The sequence below is a fragment of the Variovorax sp. 10N432 genome (genome assembly GCF_056394465.1).
In genome coordinates this window covers 179,344-199,267 of sequence record NZ_JBFTHX010000004.1, presented here as the reverse complement: position 1 = coordinate 199,267, position 19,924 = coordinate 179,344, and the positions used below count along the sequence as shown (strand labels likewise).

The following is a 19,924-nucleotide window of genomic DNA, read 5'->3' as shown; positions in this document are numbered from 1 at the left end:
GGGATTTTAAGGCAGCACCGGCCGGCGTGCGGCGGCAGGGGCATCGGCCCCTAGAAGAGGACCCGGCTGCGGATCGTGCCCGGCACCTTGGCCAGCTTCTCGAGCGCGAGGTCGGACGAGGCGGCGTCGATGTCGGTCACCACGTAGCCGACCTTCTCGTTGGTCTGCAGGAACTGCGAGGCGATGTTGATGTGGTTGTCGGAAAAGATCCGGTTGATCTCCGACAGCACGCCCGGGACGTTGCGGTGCACGTGCAGCAGCCGGTGCTTGCCCGGGTGCGCCGGCAGCGCCACCTCGGGGAAGTTCACGGACGAGGTCGAGGTGCCGTTGTCGCTGTACTTCACCAGCTTCTCGGCCACCTCGAGGCCGATGTTGGCCTGGGCTTCCATGGTGGAGCCGCCGATGTGCGGGGTCAGGATCACGTTGTCGAGCCCGCGCAGCGGCGACTGGAACTCGTCCTTGTTGCTGCGCGGCTCGACCGGGAAGACGTCGACCGCGGCGCCCAGCAGCTTCCTGGCCTTCAGCGCCTCGGCCAGCGGCTCGATCTCGACCACGGTGCCGCGCGAGGCGTTGATCAGGATCGCGCCGGGCTTCATGGCGGCGATCTCGGCGGCGCCGATCATCCATTGCGTGGCCTGGGTCTCGGGCACGTGCAGGCTCACGATGTCGCTCTGCGCGAGCAGGTCGGGCAACAGCCGCACCTGGCGGGCGTTGCCGAGCGGCAGCTTGGTGACGACGTCGAAGAAGGCGACCTGCATGCCGAGCGCCTCGGCCAGCACCGACAGCTGGGCGCCGATCGAGCCGTAGCCGACGATGCCGAGCGTCTTGCCGCGGATCTCGAAGGCGTTGTCGGCCGACTTGAGCCAACCGCCGCGGTGGGCCACCGCGCTTTTCTCGGGCACGCCGCGCAGCAGCAGGATGGCTTCGGCCAGCACCAGTTCGGCGACCGAGCGGGTGTTCGAATAGGGCGCATTGAAGACCGCCACGCCGTGTTCGCGCGCGGCTTCCAGGTCGACCTGGTTGGTGCCGATGCAGAAGCAGCCGACTGCCACCAGCTTCTGGGCCTCGGCGAACACCTCGGCGGTCAGTTGCGTGCGTGAGCGGATCCCGAGGAAATGGACGTCGGCGACGCGTGCCTTGAGTTCGGCGTCCGGCAAGGCGCCCGGGAGCGATTCGATGTTGCTGTAGCCGGCGGCCCGCAGCACCTCGACGGCCGAGGGGTGGATGCCCTCGAGCAGGAGAAACTTGATCTTGCTTTTGTCGAGTGAAGTCTTGCTCATTCCGGGGCCAGGAAGTCGAGGGACGATGCTAGCATGGTGCGCCGCAGCATGCAGCGCACGCCGCGGCGCACCAAAAGGGTTTCCCCCGTTGGTGCACACTCCGGGATTGTCAAAAAATGTGACGCTGTCGTGTCATACGCACGACCTAGCATCCGCGCTTTCATTTCCCCCTCAGGAGTCTTCATGCGATTCAAAACGCTCGCCATGGCATCGGCGCTGGCTGTGACGCTTTCCACTTCCGCGTTGGCACAGACCGAGATCCAGTGGTGGCATTCCATGACCGCCGTCAACGGCGAATGGGTCAACGACCTGGCCCGGCAGTTCAACGAGAGCCAGAAAGAATTCAAGATCGTGCCGACCTACAAGGGCCAGTACGACGAATCGATGACCGCCGCCGTCGCCGCCTTCCGGGCCGGCAACGCGCCGCACATCCTGCAGGTTTTCGAAGTCGGCACCGCGACCATGATGGCCAGCAAGGGCGCCATCATCCCGGTCGGTCAGGTCATGAAGGATGCCGGCGAGAAGTTCGACCCGAGCGCCTACATCCCCGCGGTTGCCGGCTACTACACGGCGCCCAGCGGCCAGATGCTGAGCTTCCCGTTCAACAGCTCGACCACCATCTTCTATTTCAACAAGGACGCCTTCAAGGCGGCCGGCCTGCCCACCGACAAGGCGCCCGCCACCTGGCCCGAGGTGGTCGCCGCCGCCGCCAAGCTCAAGGCCAGCGGCCACAAGTGCCCGTTCACGACCGCCTGGCAGAACTGGACCCAGATCGAGAGCTTCTCGGCCTGGCACAACGTCGAGTTCGCGAGCAAGAACAACGGCCTGTCCGGCCTGGACACCCGCCTGAAAGTCAATTCGCCGCTGCACCAACGCCACGTCGAGAACCTCGCGAGCATGGCCAAGCAGGGCCTGTTCATCTACAAGGGCCGCGGCAACGTGCCCGAGGCTTCGTTCGTGTCGGGCGAGTGCGCCATGATCGCCACCTCGTCGGGCTTCTACGGCAACGTGGCGAAGAACGCCAAGTTCGCCTACGGCCTGACCGCGCTGCCCTACTACCCCGATGTCCCGGGCGCGCCCCAGAACACGGTCATCGGCGGCGCCAGCCTGTGGGTGATGGCGGGCAAGAAGCCCGAGGAGTACAAGGGCATCGCCAAGTTCTTCAGCTTCATCTCGACGCCTGAAGTGCAGTCGGCCAGCCACAAGCGCACCGGCTACCTGCCGATCACCACAGCCGCCTACCAGCTCACCGACAAGTCCGGCTTCTACAAGGAACACCCGGGGACCGACGTCGCCGTGACCCAGATGATCCGCAAGGTGACCGACAAGAGCCGCGGCATCCGCCTGGGCAACTACGTCCAGATCCGCGCCATCGAGGACGAAGAGCTCGAACAGGTCTGGAGCGGCAAGAAGACCGCCAAGGAAGCCCTCGACGCCATCGTGACCCGCGGCAACGAGCAACTGGAAAAGTTCCAGAAAGCTAACAAGGGCTGAAAGCCCTTGTTGGCTTGCGCTGCAGTGCCGCACCCCTCCCAACCCTCCCCGCCGGGCGGGGAGGGCTCCTGCTGGCGGGGCTGACACAGTTGAGACACAGTTAGACTCGCAGCCCCGCCGGGCTCAAGAATCGGCGGGGTTTCTTTTTGAGGGATCCATGGAAAAACGCGTCGTCTTTCGCTCGGGCTGGCTGCCGTGGGCGCTGCTCGCGCCGCAGATGATCGTCATCATCGTGTTCTTCTTCTGGCCGGCGAGCCAGGCGCTGCTGCAGTCGATGCAGATGCAGGACGCGTTCGGCACCTCGACCGAATGGGTCGGCCTCGACAACTTCAAGCAGCTGTTCGCGGACCCGAAGTACATCGCCTCGTTCGAGACCACGGCGCTGTTCTCGATCCTGGTGGCCTTCTTCGGCCTCACCATCTCGCTGGTGCTGGCGGTCTTCGCGGACCGCATCGTGCGCGGGGCGATGATCTACAAGACGCTGCTGATCCTGCCGTACGCGGTGGCGCCCGCGGTGGCCGCGGTGCTCTGGGTCTTCATGTTCTCGCCGTCGCTGGGCGTGGTGGCGTACGCATTGGCCAAGGTCGGCATCGACTGGAACCACCTGCTCAACGGGACCCACGCCATGACCCTGATCGTCATGGCGGCGGTCTGGAAGCAGATCTCCTACAACTTCCTGTTCTTCCTGGCCGGCCTGCAGTCGATCCCCAAGTCGCTGATCGAGGCGGCGGCCATCGACGGCGCAGGACCCTGGCGCCGCTTCTGGACCGTGCAGTTCCCGCTGCTGTCGCCGACCACCTTCTTCCTGCTGGTGATCAACGTGGTGTACGCCTTCTTCGACACCTTCGCGATCGTCGATGCCGCGACCCAGGGCGGGCCGGGCCGCGCCACCACGATCCTGGTCTACAAGGTCTACTACGACGGCTTCAAGGCGATGGACCTCGGCGGCTCGGCCGCGCAGTCGGTCGTGCTGATGGCGATCGTCGTCGTTCTCACGGTCGTCCAGTTCCGCTATGTCGAGAAAAAGGTGAACTACTGATGGTCGAGCGAAACCCGTCCCTGGGCATCCTGGCCCACGCCGTGATGATCTTCGGCGTGCTGATCGTCGCCTTCCCGCTCTATCTGGCGTTCGTGGCGTCGAGCCACACGGCGCAGGAGATCGTCCAGGCACCGATGCCGCTCCTGCCCGGCGGCCACCTCTGGGAGACCTACAAGTCGGCCCTGTTCGGCCGCACGGCCGGCGCCGGCTCGACCGCGCCGGTGGCCCGCATGATGTGGGTCAGCCTGGTGACGGCGCTGGTCATCACCTTCGGCAAGATCGCGATCTCGCTGCTCTCGGCGTTCGCGGTCGTGTACTTCCGCTTTCCGTTCAAGTCGCTTTGCTTCTGGGCCATCTTCATCACCCTGATGCTGCCGGTCGAGGTCCGCATCGGTCCGACCTACCAGGTGGTGTCGGACCTCGGCATGCTCAACAGCTACGCCGGCCTGACGGTGCCGCTGATCGCCTCGGCGACCGCGACCTTCCTGTTCCGGCAGTTCTTCCTGACCGTGCCCGACGAGCTGATCGAGGCCGCCCGCATGGACGGCGCCGGCCCGATGCGCTTCTTCTGGGACGTGCTGCTGCCGCTGTCGAAGACCTCGATCGCGGCGCTGTTCGTGATCCAGTTCATCTACGGCTGGAACCAGTACCTGTGGCCGCTGCTCGCCACCACCAGCGAAGACATGTACCCGGTGGTGATCGGCATCAAGCGGATGATCGCCGGCGGCGACGGACAGAACGAATGGAACATCGTGATGGCGACCGCGCTGCTGGCCATGCTGCCGCCCGCACTGGTGGTGATCCTGATGCAGAAATGGTTCGTCAAGGGACTGGTGGACACCGAGAAGTGACCCGCCCACCCTCCCCGGTCCACCCCTTGCCTTCAACCGACTAGATATGGCTGCCCTCTCACTTCGCAACGTCATCAAGCGCTACGGCCACGGCCCGAAAGCCAACCAGGTCATCCACGGCGTGAGCGCCGAGATCCCCGACCACGAGTTCGTCGTCATCGTCGGCCCCTCGGGCTGCGGCAAGTCGACCCTGCTGCGCATGGTCGCGGGGCTGGAAGAAATCAGCGCCGGCGAGATCCGCATCGGCGACCGCGTGGTCAACAACCTCGAGCCCTCCGAGCGGGACATCGCGATGGTGTTCCAGAACTACGCGCTCTACCCGCACATGACGGTGTTCGACAACATGGCCTATGGCCTGAAGATCGCCAAGGTGCCGGTGCCTGAGATCAAGACCCGGGTCGACAAGGCGGCCGGCATCCTCGAGCTCGGCCACCTGCTCACGCGCAAGCCGCGCGAGCTCTCGGGCGGCCAGCGCCAGCGCGTCGCCATGGGCCGCGCGATCGTGCGCCAGCCGAAGGTCTTCCTGTTCGACGAGCCGCTGTCGAACCTGGACGCCAAGCTGCGCGCCCAGACCCGCCTCGAGATCCAGAAACTGCACCGCGAGCTCGGCATCACCTCGCTGTTCGTCACCCACGACCAGGTCGAGGCCATGACCTTGGCCGAGCGGATCATCGTGATGAACGGCGGCGTGATGGACCAGTTCGCCACCCCCGAGGAGGTCTATTCGCGGCCTGCGACCACCTTCGTCGCCAGCTTCATCGGCTCGCCGCCGATGAACCTGCTGCGGCACGCGCCGGGTGTGCGTCCCGGCATGATCCTCGGCATCCGGCCCGAGCACCTGAGCCTCGACGCCAACGGCTGGTCGGTGCAGGTCGAGCATGTCGAGCTGCTGGGCGCCGAGCGCCTGATCTACGGCCGCATCGGCGAGGAACCGCTGATCATGCGGGTCGACGAAGGCCAGGCGCCGCCGGTCGCCGGCGACACCGTCAAGATCGCGGCCCGCCAGGACAAGCTGCACTGGTTCGACGCCGGCTCCGGAAAGCGAAGCCCATGACCGACTGGCCCTACCCGCGCTGGATCGCCCATCGCGGTGCCGGCAAGCTGGCGCCGGAAAACACGCTGGCGGCGTTCCGTCTCGGCGCCGAGCATGGCTTCCGGATGTTCGAATGCGACGCCAAGCTGAGCGCCGACGGCGTGCCCTTCCTGCTGCACGACGCGACGCTCGAGCGCACCAGCAACGGGCGCGGGGTCGCCGGCGAGCTGCCGTGGGCGGCGCTGTCGCAGCTCGATGCCGGTGGCTGGCACTCGCGGCGCTACGCCGGCGAGCCACTGGCCAGCCTCGAGGGCCTGATCCGCTTCTGCCAGGCCAACCGCCACGCGCTCAACATCGAGATCAAGCCGACACCGGGCACCGAGCGCCGCACCGGCGAGGTCGTCGCCAACCACGCGGCGCGGCTCTGGACCGATGCTACCCAGCCTCCGCCCTTCCTGACCTCCTTCGCCCCGGACGCCCTGCGCGGCGCCCTCGCCGCCCAGCCGGGACTGCCGCGCGGCCTGCTGCTGGACACGCTGCCCGCGGGCTGGCTAGCCACCGCGCTCGCGCTCGGCTGCGTCGCGGTCGTCTGCAACTACGCGCTCTGGGACGCCGCGACCGTCGCGCAGGTGCATGCCGCCGGACTTCGTGCGTTGAGCTACACCGTCAACGACGAATGGGCGGCCGAACGGCTGCTCGCGCTCGGCACCGATGGCATCATCACCGACCGCGTCGATCGCTTCAGTCCGGCCTGAATGCCGGCCCGGCGCCGGCCTGAGCGCGCCCTCGGCCGACATCGATCCGGTCCGCCGGCTTTTATGATGAAGCCCATGCGCTGGCTCCTCCGTCTCCCGGCCCTCCTGCTGGCTGTCGCGCTGTGCGGCGGCGGCGCCTGGGCACAAGCCCCCGCCGCGCCCGATGCCGCCCCCACGGTGGCTGCCCTGCGCAGCCAGCTCGAAGCGATCCCGTCTTCGGTGGAGACCAGCGCCGACGTGCGCGGCGTGGTCGAGCAGCTCAACGCCATCAGCACCGCGACCGACAAGTTCATCGCCGCGCGCACCGGCGAACTCAACGACATGAACGCCCGGCTCGGCGAGCTCGGCAACGCGCCCGCCGCGGGCACCACCGAGAACCCCGACATCACCCGCCGCCGGGCGGCGCTGACCCGGGACCGCAATGCGCTGGATGCCAATATCCGGCTGGCGCGGCTGGTGTCGGTGGATGCGCAGCAACGCGCCAACGACCTGCTGAGCAAGCGGCGTGCCCTGTTCGAGGCCCAGCTGACCGAACGCGCGCCCTCGCCGCTCGGGCGGGAGTTCTGGGAAGACATCGCCGACGCCTGGTCCGGCGACGTCGCGCGGCTCGAGCGGCTCGGCGCCGAGTTGGAGAGCGGCTTCGAGACCGCGCGCAGCCCGGACCACGCCGCCCCGGTGCTGGGCACGCTGGCCGCCGCCTTGCTGCTGGCGCTCCTTGGCAACTGGCTGGCCGAGCGGGCGCTGGCCCGGTTCGCCGCGAGCTACCTGCCGCCCGGGCGCCTGCGGCGCTCGCTGTTGGTCATCGCGATAGTGACCACCAACATGGTGCTGGTCGGAGTGGCCGCGCAAGGCGCGTTCTCGGTGTTCGACAACCACGGCGTCTGGGGTCCGCAGACCCGCAAGCTGGCGCAGAGCGTGGTCCAGTCCAGCATCTTCATCGCCTTCGTGGTCGGGCTCGGGCGCGCGCTGCTGTCCAACGGGCGTCCCTCGTGGCGGTTGCCGCCGATCTCCGACCCGATGGCGGAACGGCTCGCGCCCTTCCCCTGGGTCATGGCGCTGGTGGCGATCGTGGTCTGGGCGCCGACCCAGATCAACGCCGTCGTCGAGGCCAGCTTCGCCGCGGTCGTCGCCACCCACGTGATGACGGCCCTGATCCTGACCGCCATGATCGGCGCGATGCTGCTGCGCCTGCACGGCGCGCCGGTGGCCGAGCCGCCCGCGGCGGCGCCGCCGCCGAAGGAAACTCCGCCGGGCCCGGCGCCGGCCGTCGTCGCGCCCGAACCCCCCAAGGGCAGCCTCGACGAGCGGCCGATGTGGGTCGGCGTGCTGCTCGCCGCGGTTACGTTGAACCTGATCGGCATCTGGGTGCTGGTGGCGATCGGCTACGTCGCGATGGCGAGCTTCCTCGCCAGCCAGCTCACCTGGGCCGGCATCGTGGCCGCGGCCTTCTACGTGCTGTTCAAGTTCGCCGACGACCTGTTCGTGTCGGTGGTGTCATCGCGCAGCAATTTCGGCCAACGCCTCCAGTTGAGCTTCGGCCTGGAACCGCGCACGCTCGACCAGGCGGCGGTGGTGCTCTCCGGCCTGAGCCGCGTGATCCTGTTCTTCTACATGGTGATCGCGCTCGCCACGCCCCTGGGAACCAGCCCCGGCGAGGTCTACCAGCGCAGCGGCAAGTTCGGCAGCGGGATCAAGATCGGCGAGATCCAACTGGTGCCCAGCGCGATCATCAGCGCCGTCACGGTGCTGGTGCTCGGCTTCATCGCGCTGCGGGTGGTCAAGCGCTGGCTGGAACAGCGGTACCTGCCGCATACCGGCCTCGAGCCGGGGATGCAGAGTTCGATCACCACCCTGCTCGGCTACGTCGGCGGCATCCTGGTGGTCGCCTTCGGACTCTCGGCGCTGGGCATCGGCATCGAGCGCATCGCCTGGGTGGCGAGCGCGCTGTCGGTCGGCATCGGCTTCGGGCTGCAGGCCATCGTGCAGAACTTCATCTCGGGCCTGATCCTGCTGGCCGAACGGCCGGTCAAGGTCGGCGACTGGGTGGTGCTGGGCAATGCCGAAGGCGACGTCCGCCGCATCAACGTGCGCGCCACCGAAATCCAGCTCGGCGATCGCTCCACCATGATCGTGCCGAACTCCGAGTTCATCACCAAGACCGTGCGCAACATGACCCTCGCCAATGCCGAGGGACGGGTGCTGATTCGCCTGCCGATGCCGCTCACGACCCACGCCACACGGGCCCGGGAAGTCATTCTCGCGGCGTTCGCCGACCACCCTGGCGTGCTGGCCAGCCCGGCCCCCTCGGTCACGCTCGAAGGCGTGGAGGTCGGTTTTCTGATCTTCCAGGCGGTCGCCTACGTGCAAAGCCCCCGGCTGGCCGGCGGCGTGCGCAGCGACGTGCTGTTCGCCATGCTCGACGGCTTGCGCGCGGCCGAACTTCCGATGGCGGCCTATCCGGGGGCGCCCCCTTATCCGGGAGGACCGCCCGCGCCGGCGACCGTGGCGCCACCACCGCCGCCGCCCGTTCTGCCCGGTTTGGCGACCTAGGAACGGCGCCAGCCGCCGGCCACCAGCCACTGGCTGGTGGCGCAGGCCAGCACCAGGGCCGCATAGGTCGCCATCTTTCCGTCGCGGCCGAAGTAGACCAGACCGCCGGCCAGCACAGCCACGCCAACTATGAAATTGATAGCGCCCTGGAGCCACCAGGACGACGTTCCGGCGGCTTTTCTCATCGTCAACCGGCCCAGCAGCGCCGAGAGGAAACCGACCGCGAAGGCCGGCGCGACGAAATTGATCAGGTGATTGAAAAGGTCCAGCGGTGCCATGTCAGGGGGTCGCCGATCGGATTGCGGCCTTTTTTCCGGCCGCGGGTGGTCTGGGCCTTGCTCATTTTATAATCAGCGGCTATGTCAGTCTGGGCCCTCGGCTTGAACCACACGACCGCGCCGCTCGACCTGCGCGGTCGTTTCGCGTTCGCCATCGACCAGATCGCCCCGACACTGCACAGCCTGCGCCACTCTTTCGGCTCGAACCGCCATCCCGACGTCGAGGCGGCGATCATCTCGACCTGCAACCGCACCGAGATCTACTGCGCCGCCGACCAGGTCGCGCTCGAGCACACGGTCGACTGGCTGGCCCACAGCGGCGGCGTCTCCCCGGCCCTGCTTCGCTCGCACGCCTACACCCTGCACGACGACCACGCCGCGCGCCACGCCTTCCGGGTCGCGAGCGGGCTCGATTCGATGGTGCTCGGCGAGCCCCAGATCCTCGGCCAGATGAAAGACGCCGTGCGTGCCGCCGAGACCGCCGGCGCCCTCGGCAGCACCCTGAACCAGCTGTTCCAGCGCTCCTTCGCGGTCGCCAAGGAGGTGCGCACCGCAACCGAGATCGGCGCCCATTCGATCAGCATGGCCGCCGCCGCCGTGCGCCTGGCCGGCCAGCTGTTCGAAGACCTGCGGCACACGCGCGTGCTGTTCATCGGCGCCGGCGAGATGATCGACCTGGCGGCGACCCACTTCGCGGCCCGCCAGCCCAAAGCCATCGTCATCGCCAACCGCACTCTGGAACGCGGCGAAAAGCTGGCCTCGCGCTTCGGCGGCGAGGCGATGCGGCTGGCCGACCTGCCGGCCCGGCTGGCCGAGTTCGACATCGTCGTGAGCTGCACCGCCAGCACGCTGCCGCTGATCGGCCTGGGCGCGGTCGAGCGCGCGCTCAAGGTGCGCCGGCACCGCCCGATGTTCATGGTCGACCTGGCGGTGCCGCGCGACATCGAACCCGAAGTGAAGGCACTCGAGGACGTCTATCTCTACACGGTGGACGACCTGGCGCAGGTGGTGCAGCAGGGCCACGCCAACCGGCAGGCCGCCGTGGCGCAGGCCGAGGTCATCATCGATGCCGGCGTGCAGAGCTTCATGCACTGGCTCGACCAGCGCGGCACGGTGCCGCTGATCCGCCAGCTCAACGCCCAGACCGACGAATGGCGCGCCACCGAACTGGCCCGCGCCCGCAAGCTGCTGGCCCGGGGCGAAGACGTCGACGCGGTGCTCGAAGCCCTGTCGCGCGGCCTGACGCAAAAGATGCTGCACGGGGCGATGGCCGAGCTGCACGCCGGCGATGCCGCGGCCCGCGAGCAGACGGCAGAGACGATCTCGCGCCTGTTCCTGCGCAACGAACCGCGCAAAGAGCGTTAGCGACGCTGGCCGTCCCGGCGGCGCCGCCTGCCGCCACGCCCGCCGCCGCGCACCGGCTGCGCCCCCTCTCATTCGCAACGCCCTCATCTCCGTGAAACCCTTCCTGCGTCACCAACTCGAGCGCTACGCGCAACGCCTCGGCGAACTCGACTTCCTGCTTTCGCGCGAGGACATCATGTCCGACATGGCGCAGTACCGCACCATCTCGCGCGAGCATGCCGAGGTGACGCAGGTGGCCGGCCGCTACAGCCGCTACCTGCAGCGCGAGGCCGACCTGGCCAGCGCCCGCGAGATGCTCGACGAGCCCGAGATGGCCGAGATGGCGCAGGAGGAGATCGCCGCCGCCGAGGCCGAGCTGCTGCAGCTCGACGACGAACTGCAGCGCCTGCTGCTGCCCAAGGACCCGGACGACGCCCGCAACGCCTTCCTGGAGATCCGTGCCGGCACCGGCGGCGACGAATCGGCGCTGTTCGCCGGCGACCTGCTGCGCATGTACACGCGCTACGCCGAGCGCGCCGGCTGGCGCTGCGAGATCGTCAGCGAGAGCGAGAGCGAGCTCGGCGGCTACAAGGAAGTCGTGATCCGGATCGTCGGCGACGACGTGTTCGGCAAGCTGCGCTTCGAATCCGGCGGCCACCGGGTGCAGCGCGTGCCGGCGACGGAAACGCAGGGCCGCATCCACACCAGCGCCTGCACGGTGGCCGTGCTGGCCGAGCCCGACGAGGCCCAGGCGGTGCAGATCAACCCGGCCGACCTGCGCATCGACACCTACCGCGCCAGCGGCGCCGGCGGCCAGCACATCAACAAGACCGATTCGGCGGTGCGCATCACCCACATCCCGACCGGCATCGTGGCCGAATGCCAGGACGACCGCAGCCAGCACCGCAACAAGGCCAAGGCGCTGCAGGTGCTGTCGGCGCGGATCCAGGAAAAGGACCGCAGCGAGCGCGCGGCCAAGGACGCCGCCATGCGCAAGGGCCTGATCGGCACCGGCGACCGCTCCGACCGCATCCGCACCTACAACTTCCCGCAAGGCCGGCTCACCGACCACCGCATCAACCTCACGCTCTACAAGCTGCTGGCGATCATGGAAGGCGACCTCGGCGACGTGCTGGCGGCGCTGCAGGCGGCGCGCGAGGCCGAGCAGTTGGCAGAGCTCGAAGCCAGCCTCCCCGCGTGACCCCTCCGCCCGAACACCCGCCCTCGACCCCGGCGCAGATGCTGGCCGCGGCGGCCGCGCTGGGCATCGAGCGGCTCGACGCCCAGTTGCTGCTGCTGCATGCGCTGGGCCGTGCCGCCGGCGAGCGCGCCTGGCTGCTGGCGCATGACACCGACCCGCTGCCGGACGCCGCCCGGCAGGCCTTCGAGCGGCTGTGCGAGCGCCGCCTCGCCGACGAGCCGGTGGCCTACCTGGTCGGCGAGAAAGAGTTCCACGGCCTGGGCCTGCGGGTCGACGCCCGCGTGCTGGTGCCGCGTCCCGACACCGAGACCCTGGTCGAATGGGCGCTGCAGTGCCTGGACGGCCGGCCGGCCCCGGCCGTGCTCGACCTCGGCACCGGCAGCGGCGCGATCGCCCTGGCGATCCAGCATGCCCGGCCCGACGCCCGGGTGGCGGCGGTCGACGCCAGCGCCGACGCCCTGGCCGTGGCCCGCGCCAACGCGGCAAGGCTCGGCTTGCCGGTGCGCTTCGCCCAGGCCGATTGGCTGGACGGCGCCGACCGCGGGCTGGACCTGATCGTCTCGAACCCCCCCTACATCGTGGCCGGCGACCCGCACCTGGCCGCCCTGCGCCACGAGCCGCTGCGGGCGCTGGTCTCCGGGGCCGACGGGCTGGACGACATCCGCCGCATCGTCCGGGCGGCGCCGGAGCACCTGGCCGAGGGCGGCTGGCTGCTGCTCGAACACGGCTGGGACCAGGCCGACGCGGTGCGGCAGCTGCTGGCCGCAGGCGGCTTCGCCGAGGTCCAAAGCCGCGACGACCTCGCCGGCATCGCGCGCTGCTCGGGCGGAATCCGTCGCACAGTGAAATAATCCGCCCAATCCAATTTCCAGGAGTCCCCCATGTCCGATACCCAGCAACGCATCGACGATCTCGTCAAGAGCAACGACCTCGTGCTCTTCATGAAGGGCAACGCCAGTTTTCCGATGTGCGGTTTCTCGGGCCGCGCGATCCAGATCCTCAAGGCCGTGGGTGTCGACACCCGCACGCTCAAGACCGTCAACGTGCTGGACGACGCCGAAGTGCGCCAGGGCATCAAGGAATACAGCAACTGGCCGACCATCCCCCAGCTCTACGTCAAGGGCGAATTCGTCGGCGGTTCGGACATCCTGATGGAAATGTACGAGTCGGGCGAGCTGCAGCAGATGCTCAACGGCAGCCCGGCCTGAGCCTGCCCCGGGCGATGAGCCACGACCACGCCGATCACGGACACGCCGAGCCGGCGTGGAAGCACGACGGCGTGCGCGTGATTCCCGGCAACCAGCTCGACACCAACACCGCCCAGACGCCGGGCATGAACCGGGCCGCAGCGATCAACTTCGCGCGCGTCGGGGCCCAGAAGCTCTGGGCCGGCACCGTCACCATCCACGCCAACGCCAAGACCGGCGCCCACCATCACGGCCATCTCGAATCCGTGATCTACGTGGTGCGCGGCCGGGCCCGCATGCGCTGGGGCGAGCAGCTCGAATTCACGGCCGAGGCCGGCCCGGGCGACTTCATCTACGTGCCGCCCTATGTGCCGCACCAGGAAATCAACGCCAGCGAGACCGAGGCGCTCGAATGCGTGCTGTGCCGCAGCGACGGCCAGGCGGTGGCGGTCAACCTCGACATCGAGCCGGCCGAAAAGCCCGAATCGGTGTTGTGGGTCGACCCGACCCATCCGCACGGCGGCGTGTGACCGCAGCGCGACAGATCCCCAAAACAGGGCAAAGCGAGAAAACGTAGACATCCGGCGAACCCGGGCACGGCTTATGCTGTCCAAAGAGTGTTCGAAACCGGAGGTGTCCATGGATTCCCGCAGTCTCGTCCCCGCATCGCCGTCGTTCCAGCTGCCGGTCGCCAACCTGCGCAGCGTGTTCCAGACGCACGATGTCGAACGCAAGCTCGCCAAGCTCCCCGAGCGCGAGCACGAACACCTTCGCACCACTTACGAGCGCATGCTCGAGCGCGGTCCCGACCGGTTCCAGGTCAAGCCGAGCGGCGTGCCCGAGATGGCATCGCTCTACGCCCAATTGCCCAATTTCACCGAAGTCCTCGACGACGTGCGGCGCCATGTCGCCCTGGCGCAGGACAGCCGCGACGGCCTCGAGGTCACGCCGATGCTGCTGCTCGGCGCGCCCGGCATCGGCAAGACCCATTTCGCGAAGAAGCTGGCCGATCTGCTGGGCACCGGGATGTCACTGGTGCCGATGAACTCCATGACCGCGGGCTGGCTGCTCTCGGGCGCCTCCTCGCAGTGGAAGGGTTCCAAGCCCGGAAAGGTGTTCGAGGCGCTGGTCGAGGGCCAGTACGCCAATCCGGTGATGGTGGTCGACGAGATCGACAAGGCCGGCAGCGACAGCCAGTACGACCCCCTGGGCGCGCTCTACAACCTGCTCGAACACGACACCGCCCACGCTTTCGTCGACGAATTCGCCGAGGTGGCCATCGACGCCAGCCAGGTGATCTGGATCACGACCGCGAACGACGCGCGCGGCATCCCGGAACCGATCCTCAATCGCATGAACGTGTTCGAGATCGAATCGCCCTCGCCCGAGGCGGCACGCCAGATCGCGCGCCAGCTTTACGACGCGATCCGCGGCGACCACGACTGGGGCCGGCTGCTGGCCGTGGAGCCCGCACCGGACGTGCTCGACCAGCTCGCCACGCTGGCGCCGCGCGAGATGCGGCGCGCCCTCATGACCGGCTTCGGCAATGCCCGCCTGGCCGGGCGCGACGAGGTCCGGGTCGACGACCTGCCCCGGATCAACGCGGCGAGAAGCCGGATCGGCTTCGTCCAATAACGGGGCCGCTGCCGGTCATGGCACCATGGCGGTCTTCATCGACCGCACCATGACCCTGACTCAGAGCCTCCTGACCATCGTCGCGCTGATCGCGACCAGCGCCTTCTTCTCGCTGGCCGAGATCTCGCTGGCAGCCTCGCGCCGACTGCGGCTGCGCCAGATGGCCGATGAAGGCGATGCGCGCGCCGAACGGGTGATGCGCGTCCAGGAACACCCGGGCCACTACTTCACCGTGGTGCAGATCGGCCTGAATGCGGTCGCGATCCTCGGCGGCGTCGTCGGCGAGGGCGCGCTGAGCCCCTATTTCGCCCGCCTGTTCGGACTCTGGCTCGGCGCCGACGCGGCCCAGACGGCCGCCTTCCTGGCTTCCTTCATCACCATCATCTCGGTCTTTCTGGTGTTCGCCGACCTGTTCCCGAAGCGCCTGGGCATGAGCAGCCCGGAACTGCTGGCGGTGCGCATGGTCGGGCCGATGCAGGTGCTGATCACCGCTTTCAAGCCGCTGGTCTGGCTGTTCACGGTCACGACCGACCTGCTCTTCAAGTTGCTGGGCATGCCGCTTGCGCGCGACGAGAAGATCACCTCCGCCGACATCCTCGCGATGACCGAGGCCGGCGCCCGGGCCGGCGTGCTGGCGGTGCGCGAGCAGCAGGTGATCGCCAACGTGTTCGAGCTCGACACCCGGCTGGTCAGCAGCGTGATGACGTCGCGCGACCGCATCGCCTGGTTCCTGCGCGACGACCCCGAGTCGGTGCTGCGCGCGCGCATCGTGGCCGAGCCCTTCTCCGCCTACCCGGTGTGCGAGGGCGACATCGACCACGTGCTCGGCTACGTCGACGCCAAGGACATGTTCCAGCGCGTGCTGAGCGGCCAGCCGCTGTCCTTCGACCATGGCCTGCCGCTGCACAAGGCGCTGGTGATTCCCGACCGGCTCTCGCTGACCGAAGTGCTCGAGCAGTTCCAGCAGGCCCACGAGGACTTCGCGATCATCGTCAACGAATACAGCCTGGTGGTCGGCGTCATCACGCTCAACGATGTCATGAGCACCGTCATGGGCGACCTGGTCGGTGCCCAGGACGAGGAGCAGCAGATCGTCAGGCGGGACGAGAACTCCTGGCTGATCGACGGCGTGACGCCGATCCAGGACGTGCAGCGCGCGCTCGACATCGAGAGCCTGCCGCACGACGACGAGTACGAGACCCTGGCCGGCTTCCTGATGGTCATGCTGCGCCGGGTGCCCAAGCGCACCGACAGCGTCAGCTGGGCCGGCTACACCTTCGAGGTGATGGACGTCGACAGCTACCGGATCGACCAGGTGATGGTCACCCGGGGCACGCGCCCGAGCCCGGCCGTCAATCCAGCGGCCGGTCCTTGAAGACCCAAAGGCGCTGATTCGCAAAGACGGCGTCCGGATACGGCGAACGCCCGCGGCTGCCGTTGTAGCGGCCCAATGTCATGAACAGGTCGCCCTGCTCGCGGTCCAGGTAGTGGCGCAGGATCACGCAGCCGAAGCGCAGGTTGGTCTGCATGTGGAACAGCTTGGACGGGTCGCTGTCGCCGATCACGCGGGTCCAGAAAGGCATCACCTGCATGTAGCCGCGGGCACCGGCGCTGGACACCGCGAACTTGCGGAAGTTGCTCTCGACCTGGATCAGCCCCATGACCAGGCTGACATCGAGGCCGGAGCGCCGCGCCTCGTACCAGACGGTCTGCAGGAATTCCTTGCGCGTCGGCCAGTCGGTCAGTTTCTTCTTGAGCCGCTCGCTCATGGCGCCGAGCCAGCGCAGGTAGGCCATGCGGGCTTCGGTGTCGCCGAATTCCGGGATCGGCGGCGCCTTGTTCTGGATCGCCGAGCTCAGCGCGGTGCGCACCGAGTCGATCAGCGGCTCCTCGATCTGCGCCCCGGCCAGGGCACGCTGCGGCAGCGCCAGCGAGAGCGCACCCGCGGCCGCGCCGCCGAGGCACAAACGCCGGGAAAGGCCGGGCGCTTTCAAGGCCGTCGGCTCAGGCCGCCGCCAAGCGGCCCGCGATGAAGTCGGCGATGCCGGCCGCCGGCACCTTGGTCGCCGCCGTGTCGCGGCGATGCTGGTATTCCAGCTGGCCTTCCTTGAGGCCGCGGTCGGAGATCACGACCCGGTGCGGCACGCCGATCAGCTCCCAGTCGGCGAACATCGCGCCCGGACGCTCGCCGCGGTCGTCGAGCAGCACGTCGACGCCGGCCGCCAGCAGGTGCTCGTAGAGGGCCTCGGCCGCCGTCTTGACCTCGGCGCTGCGGTCCATGCCGATCGGGCAGACCACCACCGTGAACGGCGCGATCGCGTCCGGCCAGATGATCCCGCGCTCGTCGTTGTTCTGCTCGATCGCCGCCGCCGGCAGCCGCGTGATGCCGATGCCGTAGCAACCCATCTCGAGGAACTGCGGCTTGCCGGCCTCGTCGAGGAAGGTGGCGTTCATCGGCTTGCTGTACTTGGTGCCGAGCACGAACACATGGCCGACCTCGATGCCGCGCTCGATCGCGAGCAGGCCGCGGCCGTCGGGCGAGGCATCGCCCGCCACCACGTTGCGCAGGTCGGCCACCGCATCGGGCTCGGGCAGGTCGCGCCCCCAGTTGACGCCGGTCAGGTGGAAGTCGACTTCATTGGCCCCGCAGATCCAGTCGGCCATCACCGCGACTTCGCGGTCGGCGACGATCTTGACCGGCTGCTTGAGGTTCAGCGGGCCCAGGTAGCCCGGCTTGCAGCCGAAATGGTCTTCGATCTCGGTCACGGTGGCGAAGCGGAAGCCTTGGTCGAGCCCCGGCACCTTGCTCACCTTGATCTCGTTCATGTCGTGGTCGCCGCGCAGCAGCAGCAGCCAGACCTGGACCTTCTTGACATTGCCGGCGTCGTCCAGCTCTTCGGTGGCCAGCACCAGCGATTTCACGGTGGTCGCCAGCGGCACGCCGAGCAGCAGGGCTACGTCCTCGCAGGTGGCCTTGCCGGGCGTCGGCGTCTTCGTGAGCGCACCTACGGCCGCAGGACGCGGGCCGGCGGGCGCCAGCGCCTCGGCCTTTTCCATGTTGGCGGCGTAGTCGCTGTCGGGGCAGTAGACGATCGCATCCTCGCCGGTCGCGGCGATCACCTGGAACTCCTGGCTGACGTCGCCGCCGATGGCGCCGCTGTCCGCCGCCACCGCCCGGTAGCGCAGGCCGAAGCGGTCGAAGGCCCGGCGGTAGGCGTCCGACATGATCTTGTAGCTGGCCTTGGCGCCGTCGAGGTCGCGGTCGAAGCTGTAGGCGTCCTTCATGATGAACTCGCGTCCGCGCATCAGGCCGAAACGGGGCCGGCGCTCGTCCCGGAACTTGGTCTGGATCTGGTAGAAGTTCTTCGGCAGCTGCTTGTAGCTGCGGATCTCCTGGCGCGCGATGTCGGTCACGACCTCCTCGCTGGTCGGCTGGATCACGAAATCGCGGTCATGCCGGTCCTTGATGCGCAGCAGCTCAGGGCCGTAACCCTGGAAGCGCCCGGCTTCCTGCCAGATCTCGGCCGGCTGCACCACCGGCATCGCCAGCTCGACAGCGCCGGCCCGGTTCATTTCCTCGCGCACGATGGCCTCGACCTTGCGGATCACGCGCAGGCCCATGGGCATGTAGGTGTAGATGCCGGTGCCCAGCTTCTTGATCATGCCGGCGCGCATCATGAGGCGGTGGCTGGCGACCTCGGCATCGGCGGGCGCTTCCTTGAGGGTGGAGATAAAGAATCGGGAAGCTTTCATCGGTCTCGCAGGGGGCTGGAACGGGTGGTCGGGAGGGCAGGTCCTGGGGGGTCCTGGAACCGGTCGCTTGCCGTGCGCAACCCGGCATGCATAATCGACTCAGTTCAAAAAATTGGGGTTTGATTATGCTCGACCGGGACGGCTTCAGGCCCAACGTCGGCATCATCCTGCTCAACCAGAGAAACCAGGTTTTCTGGGGCAAACGCATCCGCACCCATTCCTGGCAGTTTCCGCAAGGCGGCATCGATCGCGGCGAAAGTCCCGAGCAGGCCATGTTCCGGGAACTGCACGAGGAAGTAGGTCTCCATCCGGAGCATGTGCGGATCGTCGCCCGTACCCGCGACTGGTTGCGCTACGAGGTGCCGGATCGGTTCATCCGCCGAGACGCACGAGGCCATTACAAGGGCCAGAAGCAGATCTGGTATTTGCTGCAGTTGACCGGTCACGACTGGGATCTGAACCTGCGCGCCACCGATCACCCGGAGTTCGACGCCTGGCGCTGGCACGACTACTGGGTGCCGCTCGACGTCGTGGTCGAGTTCAAGCGCGGCGTCTACGAGATGGCGCTGACCGAACTCGCCCGCTACCTGCCTCGGCAGGATTTCCGCAACCGCTTCCTGCGCAGCAATGTGCGGGCCCGTGAATTCGAGCGCCATCCGCCCGGCGCGGGCCACGAACCGACCTTCGAGCTGCCGCCCGGCGCCAGCTTCGATCCCAACCCGAATGCCAATCTTGCCAACGATCCTGCCTCGACGAACGACCCGTCCCACTTCCCCCGCTAGCCGCGCCGGCCGCGCGCTGCTGCTGGCCTGCGCGCTGGGCGCCGCCGGCCTGGCCCAGGCCCAGGTGTTCGGCGATGTCGACTGGAAGGAAACCGAGGCGCCGCCGCCGCCGGCCTTCGACCTGAACAAGCTGGTCCCGATCACCATGCCGCCCTACATGACGCTGAAGTTCGGCGTCGATCCGGCCACCATCAAGATCACCGGCGACGGCGTGGTCCGCTACGTGGTGGTGGCCACCCACAAGGAGGGCGGCGCGCTCAACGCCTACTACGAGGGGCTGCGCTGCGCCACGGCCGAATACAAGAGCTACGCGCGCTTCACCAACGGCGCCTGGGACCCGACGCCGGCGCCCGAATGGAAGCGCCTGAGCGAACGCAACTCGATCTACACCAAGGCGCTGGCGGTGCAGGCCCTGTGCCGCGGCGATGCCCCGCGGGGCTCGGTCGGCGAGATGATCCGGGTCCTGAAGGCGCCGGTGCGCGAAGTCGAGTGACTAGGGCGTGTTCACACTATTCCAGGGATCGCGTTGCCCGGCCAAGGGGCTGGATGCAAGGCGCCCGCGCGCAGCAAGGCTTGCGCCTTGCAAGCTCGGGCAACGCCGCAGACGGCCCCTTGGCCGGGCAACCCGAAGGGAAGGCATGCCAAGGCGTGCCACTCGGCGTTGCACTCCTTGCACGTGCCAACGCACGTGCGGCGTCGCGCGCCTTGATTGGCCCGCCTTGGCATGCCTTCGCGACCCTGG

Annotated in this window: 19 protein-coding genes; 15 read left to right on the top strand and 4 right to left on the bottom strand. The window is 68.2% G+C overall.

The annotated features are described in order from the left end of the window. Positions 1-50: 50 nt before the first annotated feature. Positions 51-1,280 (bottom strand): phosphoglycerate dehydrogenase, encoded by a 1,230-nt coding sequence (gene serA / locus AC1DF3_RS06970; protein ID WP_478139210.1) that lies wholly within the window; start codon positions 1,278-1,280, stop codon positions 51-53. A 183-nt stretch (positions 1,281-1,463) separates the two neighbouring features. Here serA and ugpB point away from each other — a divergent pair, with 183 nt between their 5' ends. From ugpB to AC1DF3_RS06940, 6 genes are all read left to right on the top strand, one after another. Further along, entirely contained in the window at positions 1,464-2,774 is a 1,311-nt protein-coding gene (ugpB, locus tag AC1DF3_RS06965; RefSeq protein ID WP_478139209.1) for a sn-glycerol-3-phosphate ABC transporter substrate-binding protein UgpB, read from the top strand. Between the two features lie 157 nt (positions 2,775-2,931). Next, the gene (ugpA, locus tag AC1DF3_RS06960; RefSeq protein ID WP_286523401.1) at positions 2,932-3,813 is read left to right on the top strand and encodes a sn-glycerol-3-phosphate ABC transporter permease UgpA; all 882 of its coding nucleotides are present in this window, start codon (positions 2,932-2,934) and stop codon (positions 3,811-3,813) included. Further along, positions 3,813-4,664: a sn-glycerol-3-phosphate ABC transporter permease UgpE gene (gene ugpE, locus AC1DF3_RS06955; RefSeq protein ID WP_286536237.1), complete on the top strand. Its 852-nt coding sequence runs from the start codon at positions 3,813-3,815 to the stop codon at positions 4,662-4,664. The genes ugpA and ugpE overlap by 1 nt, the downstream gene beginning before the upstream one ends. Positions 4,665-4,710: 46 nt before the next feature. After that, positions 4,711-5,718: a sn-glycerol-3-phosphate ABC transporter ATP-binding protein UgpC gene (ugpC, locus tag AC1DF3_RS06950; protein ID WP_286536238.1), complete on the top strand. Its 1,008-nt coding sequence runs from the start codon at positions 4,711-4,713 to the stop codon at positions 5,716-5,718. Beyond that, complete coding sequence (gene ugpQ, locus AC1DF3_RS06945) at positions 5,715-6,452, top strand: glycerophosphodiester phosphodiesterase (protein ID WP_286536239.1); 738 nt, start codon at positions 5,715-5,717, stop codon at positions 6,450-6,452. Before ugpC ends, ugpQ begins: the two co-directional genes overlap by 4 nt. A gap of 75 nt (positions 6,453-6,527) precedes the next feature. Further along, positions 6,528-9,002: a DUF3772 domain-containing protein gene (locus AC1DF3_RS06940; protein WP_478139208.1), complete on the top strand. Its 2,475-nt coding sequence runs from the start codon at positions 6,528-6,530 to the stop codon at positions 9,000-9,002. Here AC1DF3_RS06940 and AC1DF3_RS06935 read toward each other — a convergent pair. Continuing rightward, a complete protein-coding gene (locus AC1DF3_RS06935; protein WP_478139207.1) occupies positions 8,999-9,280 on the bottom strand; it encodes a hypothetical protein in 282 nt (93 codons plus the stop codon). The two genes, AC1DF3_RS06940 and AC1DF3_RS06935, sit on opposite strands and share 4 nt — an antisense overlap. A gap of 81 nt (positions 9,281-9,361) precedes the next feature. Between AC1DF3_RS06935 and hemA the strand changes: the two genes are divergently transcribed. From hemA to paeA, 7 genes are all read left to right on the top strand, one after another. Continuing rightward, on the top strand, positions 9,362-10,645 hold the full coding sequence (gene hemA, locus AC1DF3_RS06930) for a glutamyl-tRNA reductase (RefSeq protein WP_478139206.1): 1,284 nt from the start codon (positions 9,362-9,364) through the stop codon (positions 10,643-10,645). A gap of 91 nt (positions 10,646-10,736) precedes the next feature. Beyond that, positions 10,737-11,825 carry a peptide chain release factor 1 gene (gene prfA / locus AC1DF3_RS06925; RefSeq protein ID WP_478139205.1) on the top strand — a complete coding sequence of 363 codons (1,089 nt, stop codon included), beginning with the start codon at positions 10,737-10,739 and terminating at the stop codon, positions 11,823-11,825. Positions 11,826-11,863: 38 nt separating this feature from the next. Then, positions 11,864-12,676: a peptide chain release factor N(5)-glutamine methyltransferase gene (gene prmC / locus AC1DF3_RS06920; protein ID WP_478139270.1), complete on the top strand. Its 813-nt coding sequence runs from the start codon at positions 11,864-11,866 to the stop codon at positions 12,674-12,676. Positions 12,677-12,706: 30 nt separating this feature from the next. Then, positions 12,707-13,033 (top strand): Grx4 family monothiol glutaredoxin, encoded by a 327-nt coding sequence (gene grxD / locus AC1DF3_RS06915; RefSeq protein WP_286504878.1) that lies wholly within the window; start codon positions 12,707-12,709, stop codon positions 13,031-13,033. Positions 13,034-13,047: 14 nt separating this feature from the next. After that, positions 13,048-13,542, top strand: coding sequence for a cupin domain-containing protein (locus AC1DF3_RS06910; protein ID WP_286523412.1), 495 nt, complete (start codon positions 13,048-13,050; stop codon positions 13,540-13,542). A 109-nt stretch (positions 13,543-13,651) separates the two neighbouring features. Next, the gene (locus AC1DF3_RS06905; protein WP_301802662.1) at positions 13,652-14,647 is read left to right on the top strand and encodes an AAA family ATPase; all 996 of its coding nucleotides are present in this window, start codon (positions 13,652-13,654) and stop codon (positions 14,645-14,647) included. 49 nt (positions 14,648-14,696) lie between these two features. Then, a complete protein-coding gene (gene paeA, locus AC1DF3_RS06900) occupies positions 14,697-16,022 on the top strand; it encodes a polyamine export protein PaeA (protein WP_286536248.1) in 1,326 nt (441 codons plus the stop codon). Here paeA and AC1DF3_RS06895 read toward each other — a convergent pair. Both AC1DF3_RS06895 and AC1DF3_RS06890 read right to left on the bottom strand, forming a co-directional pair. Further along, entirely contained in the window at positions 16,000-16,641 is a 642-nt protein-coding gene (locus tag AC1DF3_RS06895) for a lytic transglycosylase domain-containing protein (RefSeq protein WP_286536249.1), read from the bottom strand. The genes paeA and AC1DF3_RS06895 overlap by 23 nt on opposite strands. A gap of 10 nt (positions 16,642-16,651) precedes the next feature. Continuing rightward, positions 16,652-18,400, bottom strand: a complete 1,749-nt coding sequence (locus tag AC1DF3_RS06890) for a proline--tRNA ligase (protein ID WP_478139204.1) — start codon at positions 18,398-18,400, stop codon at positions 16,652-16,654. 125 nt (positions 18,401-18,525) lie between these two features. Between AC1DF3_RS06890 and AC1DF3_RS06885 the strand changes: the two genes are divergently transcribed. Both AC1DF3_RS06885 and AC1DF3_RS06880 read left to right on the top strand, forming a co-directional pair. Then, positions 18,526-19,182: an RNA pyrophosphohydrolase gene (locus tag AC1DF3_RS06885; RefSeq protein ID WP_286523959.1), complete on the top strand. Its 657-nt coding sequence runs from the start codon at positions 18,526-18,528 to the stop codon at positions 19,180-19,182. Next, a complete protein-coding gene (locus tag AC1DF3_RS06880) occupies positions 19,124-19,675 on the top strand; it encodes a CNP1-like family protein (protein ID WP_478139203.1) in 552 nt (183 codons plus the stop codon). The genes AC1DF3_RS06885 and AC1DF3_RS06880 overlap by 59 nt, the downstream gene beginning before the upstream one ends. Positions 19,676-19,924 lie beyond the last annotated feature (249 nt).

What these genes read in the sequence shown, in the direction of transcription:
- serA (WP_478139210.1), bottom strand. Translation starts at nt 1,280, where the DNA reads ATGAGCAAGACTTCACTCGACAAAAGCAAGATCAAGTTTCTCCTGCTC.
- ugpB (WP_478139209.1), top strand. Translation starts at nt 1,464, where the DNA reads ATGCGATTCAAAACGCTCGCCATGGCATCGGCGCTGGCTGTGACGCTT.
- ugpA (WP_286523401.1), top strand. Translation starts at nt 2,932, where the DNA reads ATGGAAAAACGCGTCGTCTTTCGCTCGGGCTGGCTGCCGTGGGCGCTG.
- ugpE (WP_286536237.1), top strand. Translation starts at nt 3,813, where the DNA reads ATGGTCGAGCGAAACCCGTCCCTGGGCATCCTGGCCCACGCCGTGATG.
- ugpC (WP_286536238.1), top strand. Translation starts at nt 4,711, where the DNA reads ATGGCTGCCCTCTCACTTCGCAACGTCATCAAGCGCTACGGCCACGGC.
- ugpQ (WP_286536239.1), top strand. Translation starts at nt 5,715, where the DNA reads ATGACCGACTGGCCCTACCCGCGCTGGATCGCCCATCGCGGTGCCGGC.
- AC1DF3_RS06940 (WP_478139208.1), top strand. Translation starts at nt 6,528, where the DNA reads ATGCGCTGGCTCCTCCGTCTCCCGGCCCTCCTGCTGGCTGTCGCGCTG.
- AC1DF3_RS06935 (WP_478139207.1), bottom strand. Translation starts at nt 9,280, where the DNA reads ATGGCACCGCTGGACCTTTTCAATCACCTGATCAATTTCGTCGCGCCG.
- hemA (WP_478139206.1), top strand. Translation starts at nt 9,362, where the DNA reads ATGTCAGTCTGGGCCCTCGGCTTGAACCACACGACCGCGCCGCTCGAC.
- prmC (WP_478139270.1), top strand. Translation starts at nt 11,864, where the DNA reads ATGCTGGCCGCGGCGGCCGCGCTGGGCATCGAGCGGCTCGACGCCCAG.
- grxD (WP_286504878.1), top strand. Translation starts at nt 12,707, where the DNA reads ATGTCCGATACCCAGCAACGCATCGACGATCTCGTCAAGAGCAACGAC.
- AC1DF3_RS06910 (WP_286523412.1), top strand. Translation starts at nt 13,048, where the DNA reads ATGAGCCACGACCACGCCGATCACGGACACGCCGAGCCGGCGTGGAAG.
- AC1DF3_RS06905 (WP_301802662.1), top strand. Translation starts at nt 13,652, where the DNA reads ATGGATTCCCGCAGTCTCGTCCCCGCATCGCCGTCGTTCCAGCTGCCG.
- paeA (WP_286536248.1), top strand. Translation starts at nt 14,697, where the DNA reads ATGACCCTGACTCAGAGCCTCCTGACCATCGTCGCGCTGATCGCGACC.
- AC1DF3_RS06890 (WP_478139204.1), bottom strand. Translation starts at nt 18,400, where the DNA reads ATGAAAGCTTCCCGATTCTTTATCTCCACCCTCAAGGAAGCGCCCGCC.
- AC1DF3_RS06885 (WP_286523959.1), top strand. Translation starts at nt 18,526, where the DNA reads ATGCTCGACCGGGACGGCTTCAGGCCCAACGTCGGCATCATCCTGCTC.
- AC1DF3_RS06880 (WP_478139203.1), top strand. Translation starts at nt 19,124, where the DNA reads ATGCCAATCTTGCCAACGATCCTGCCTCGACGAACGACCCGTCCCACT.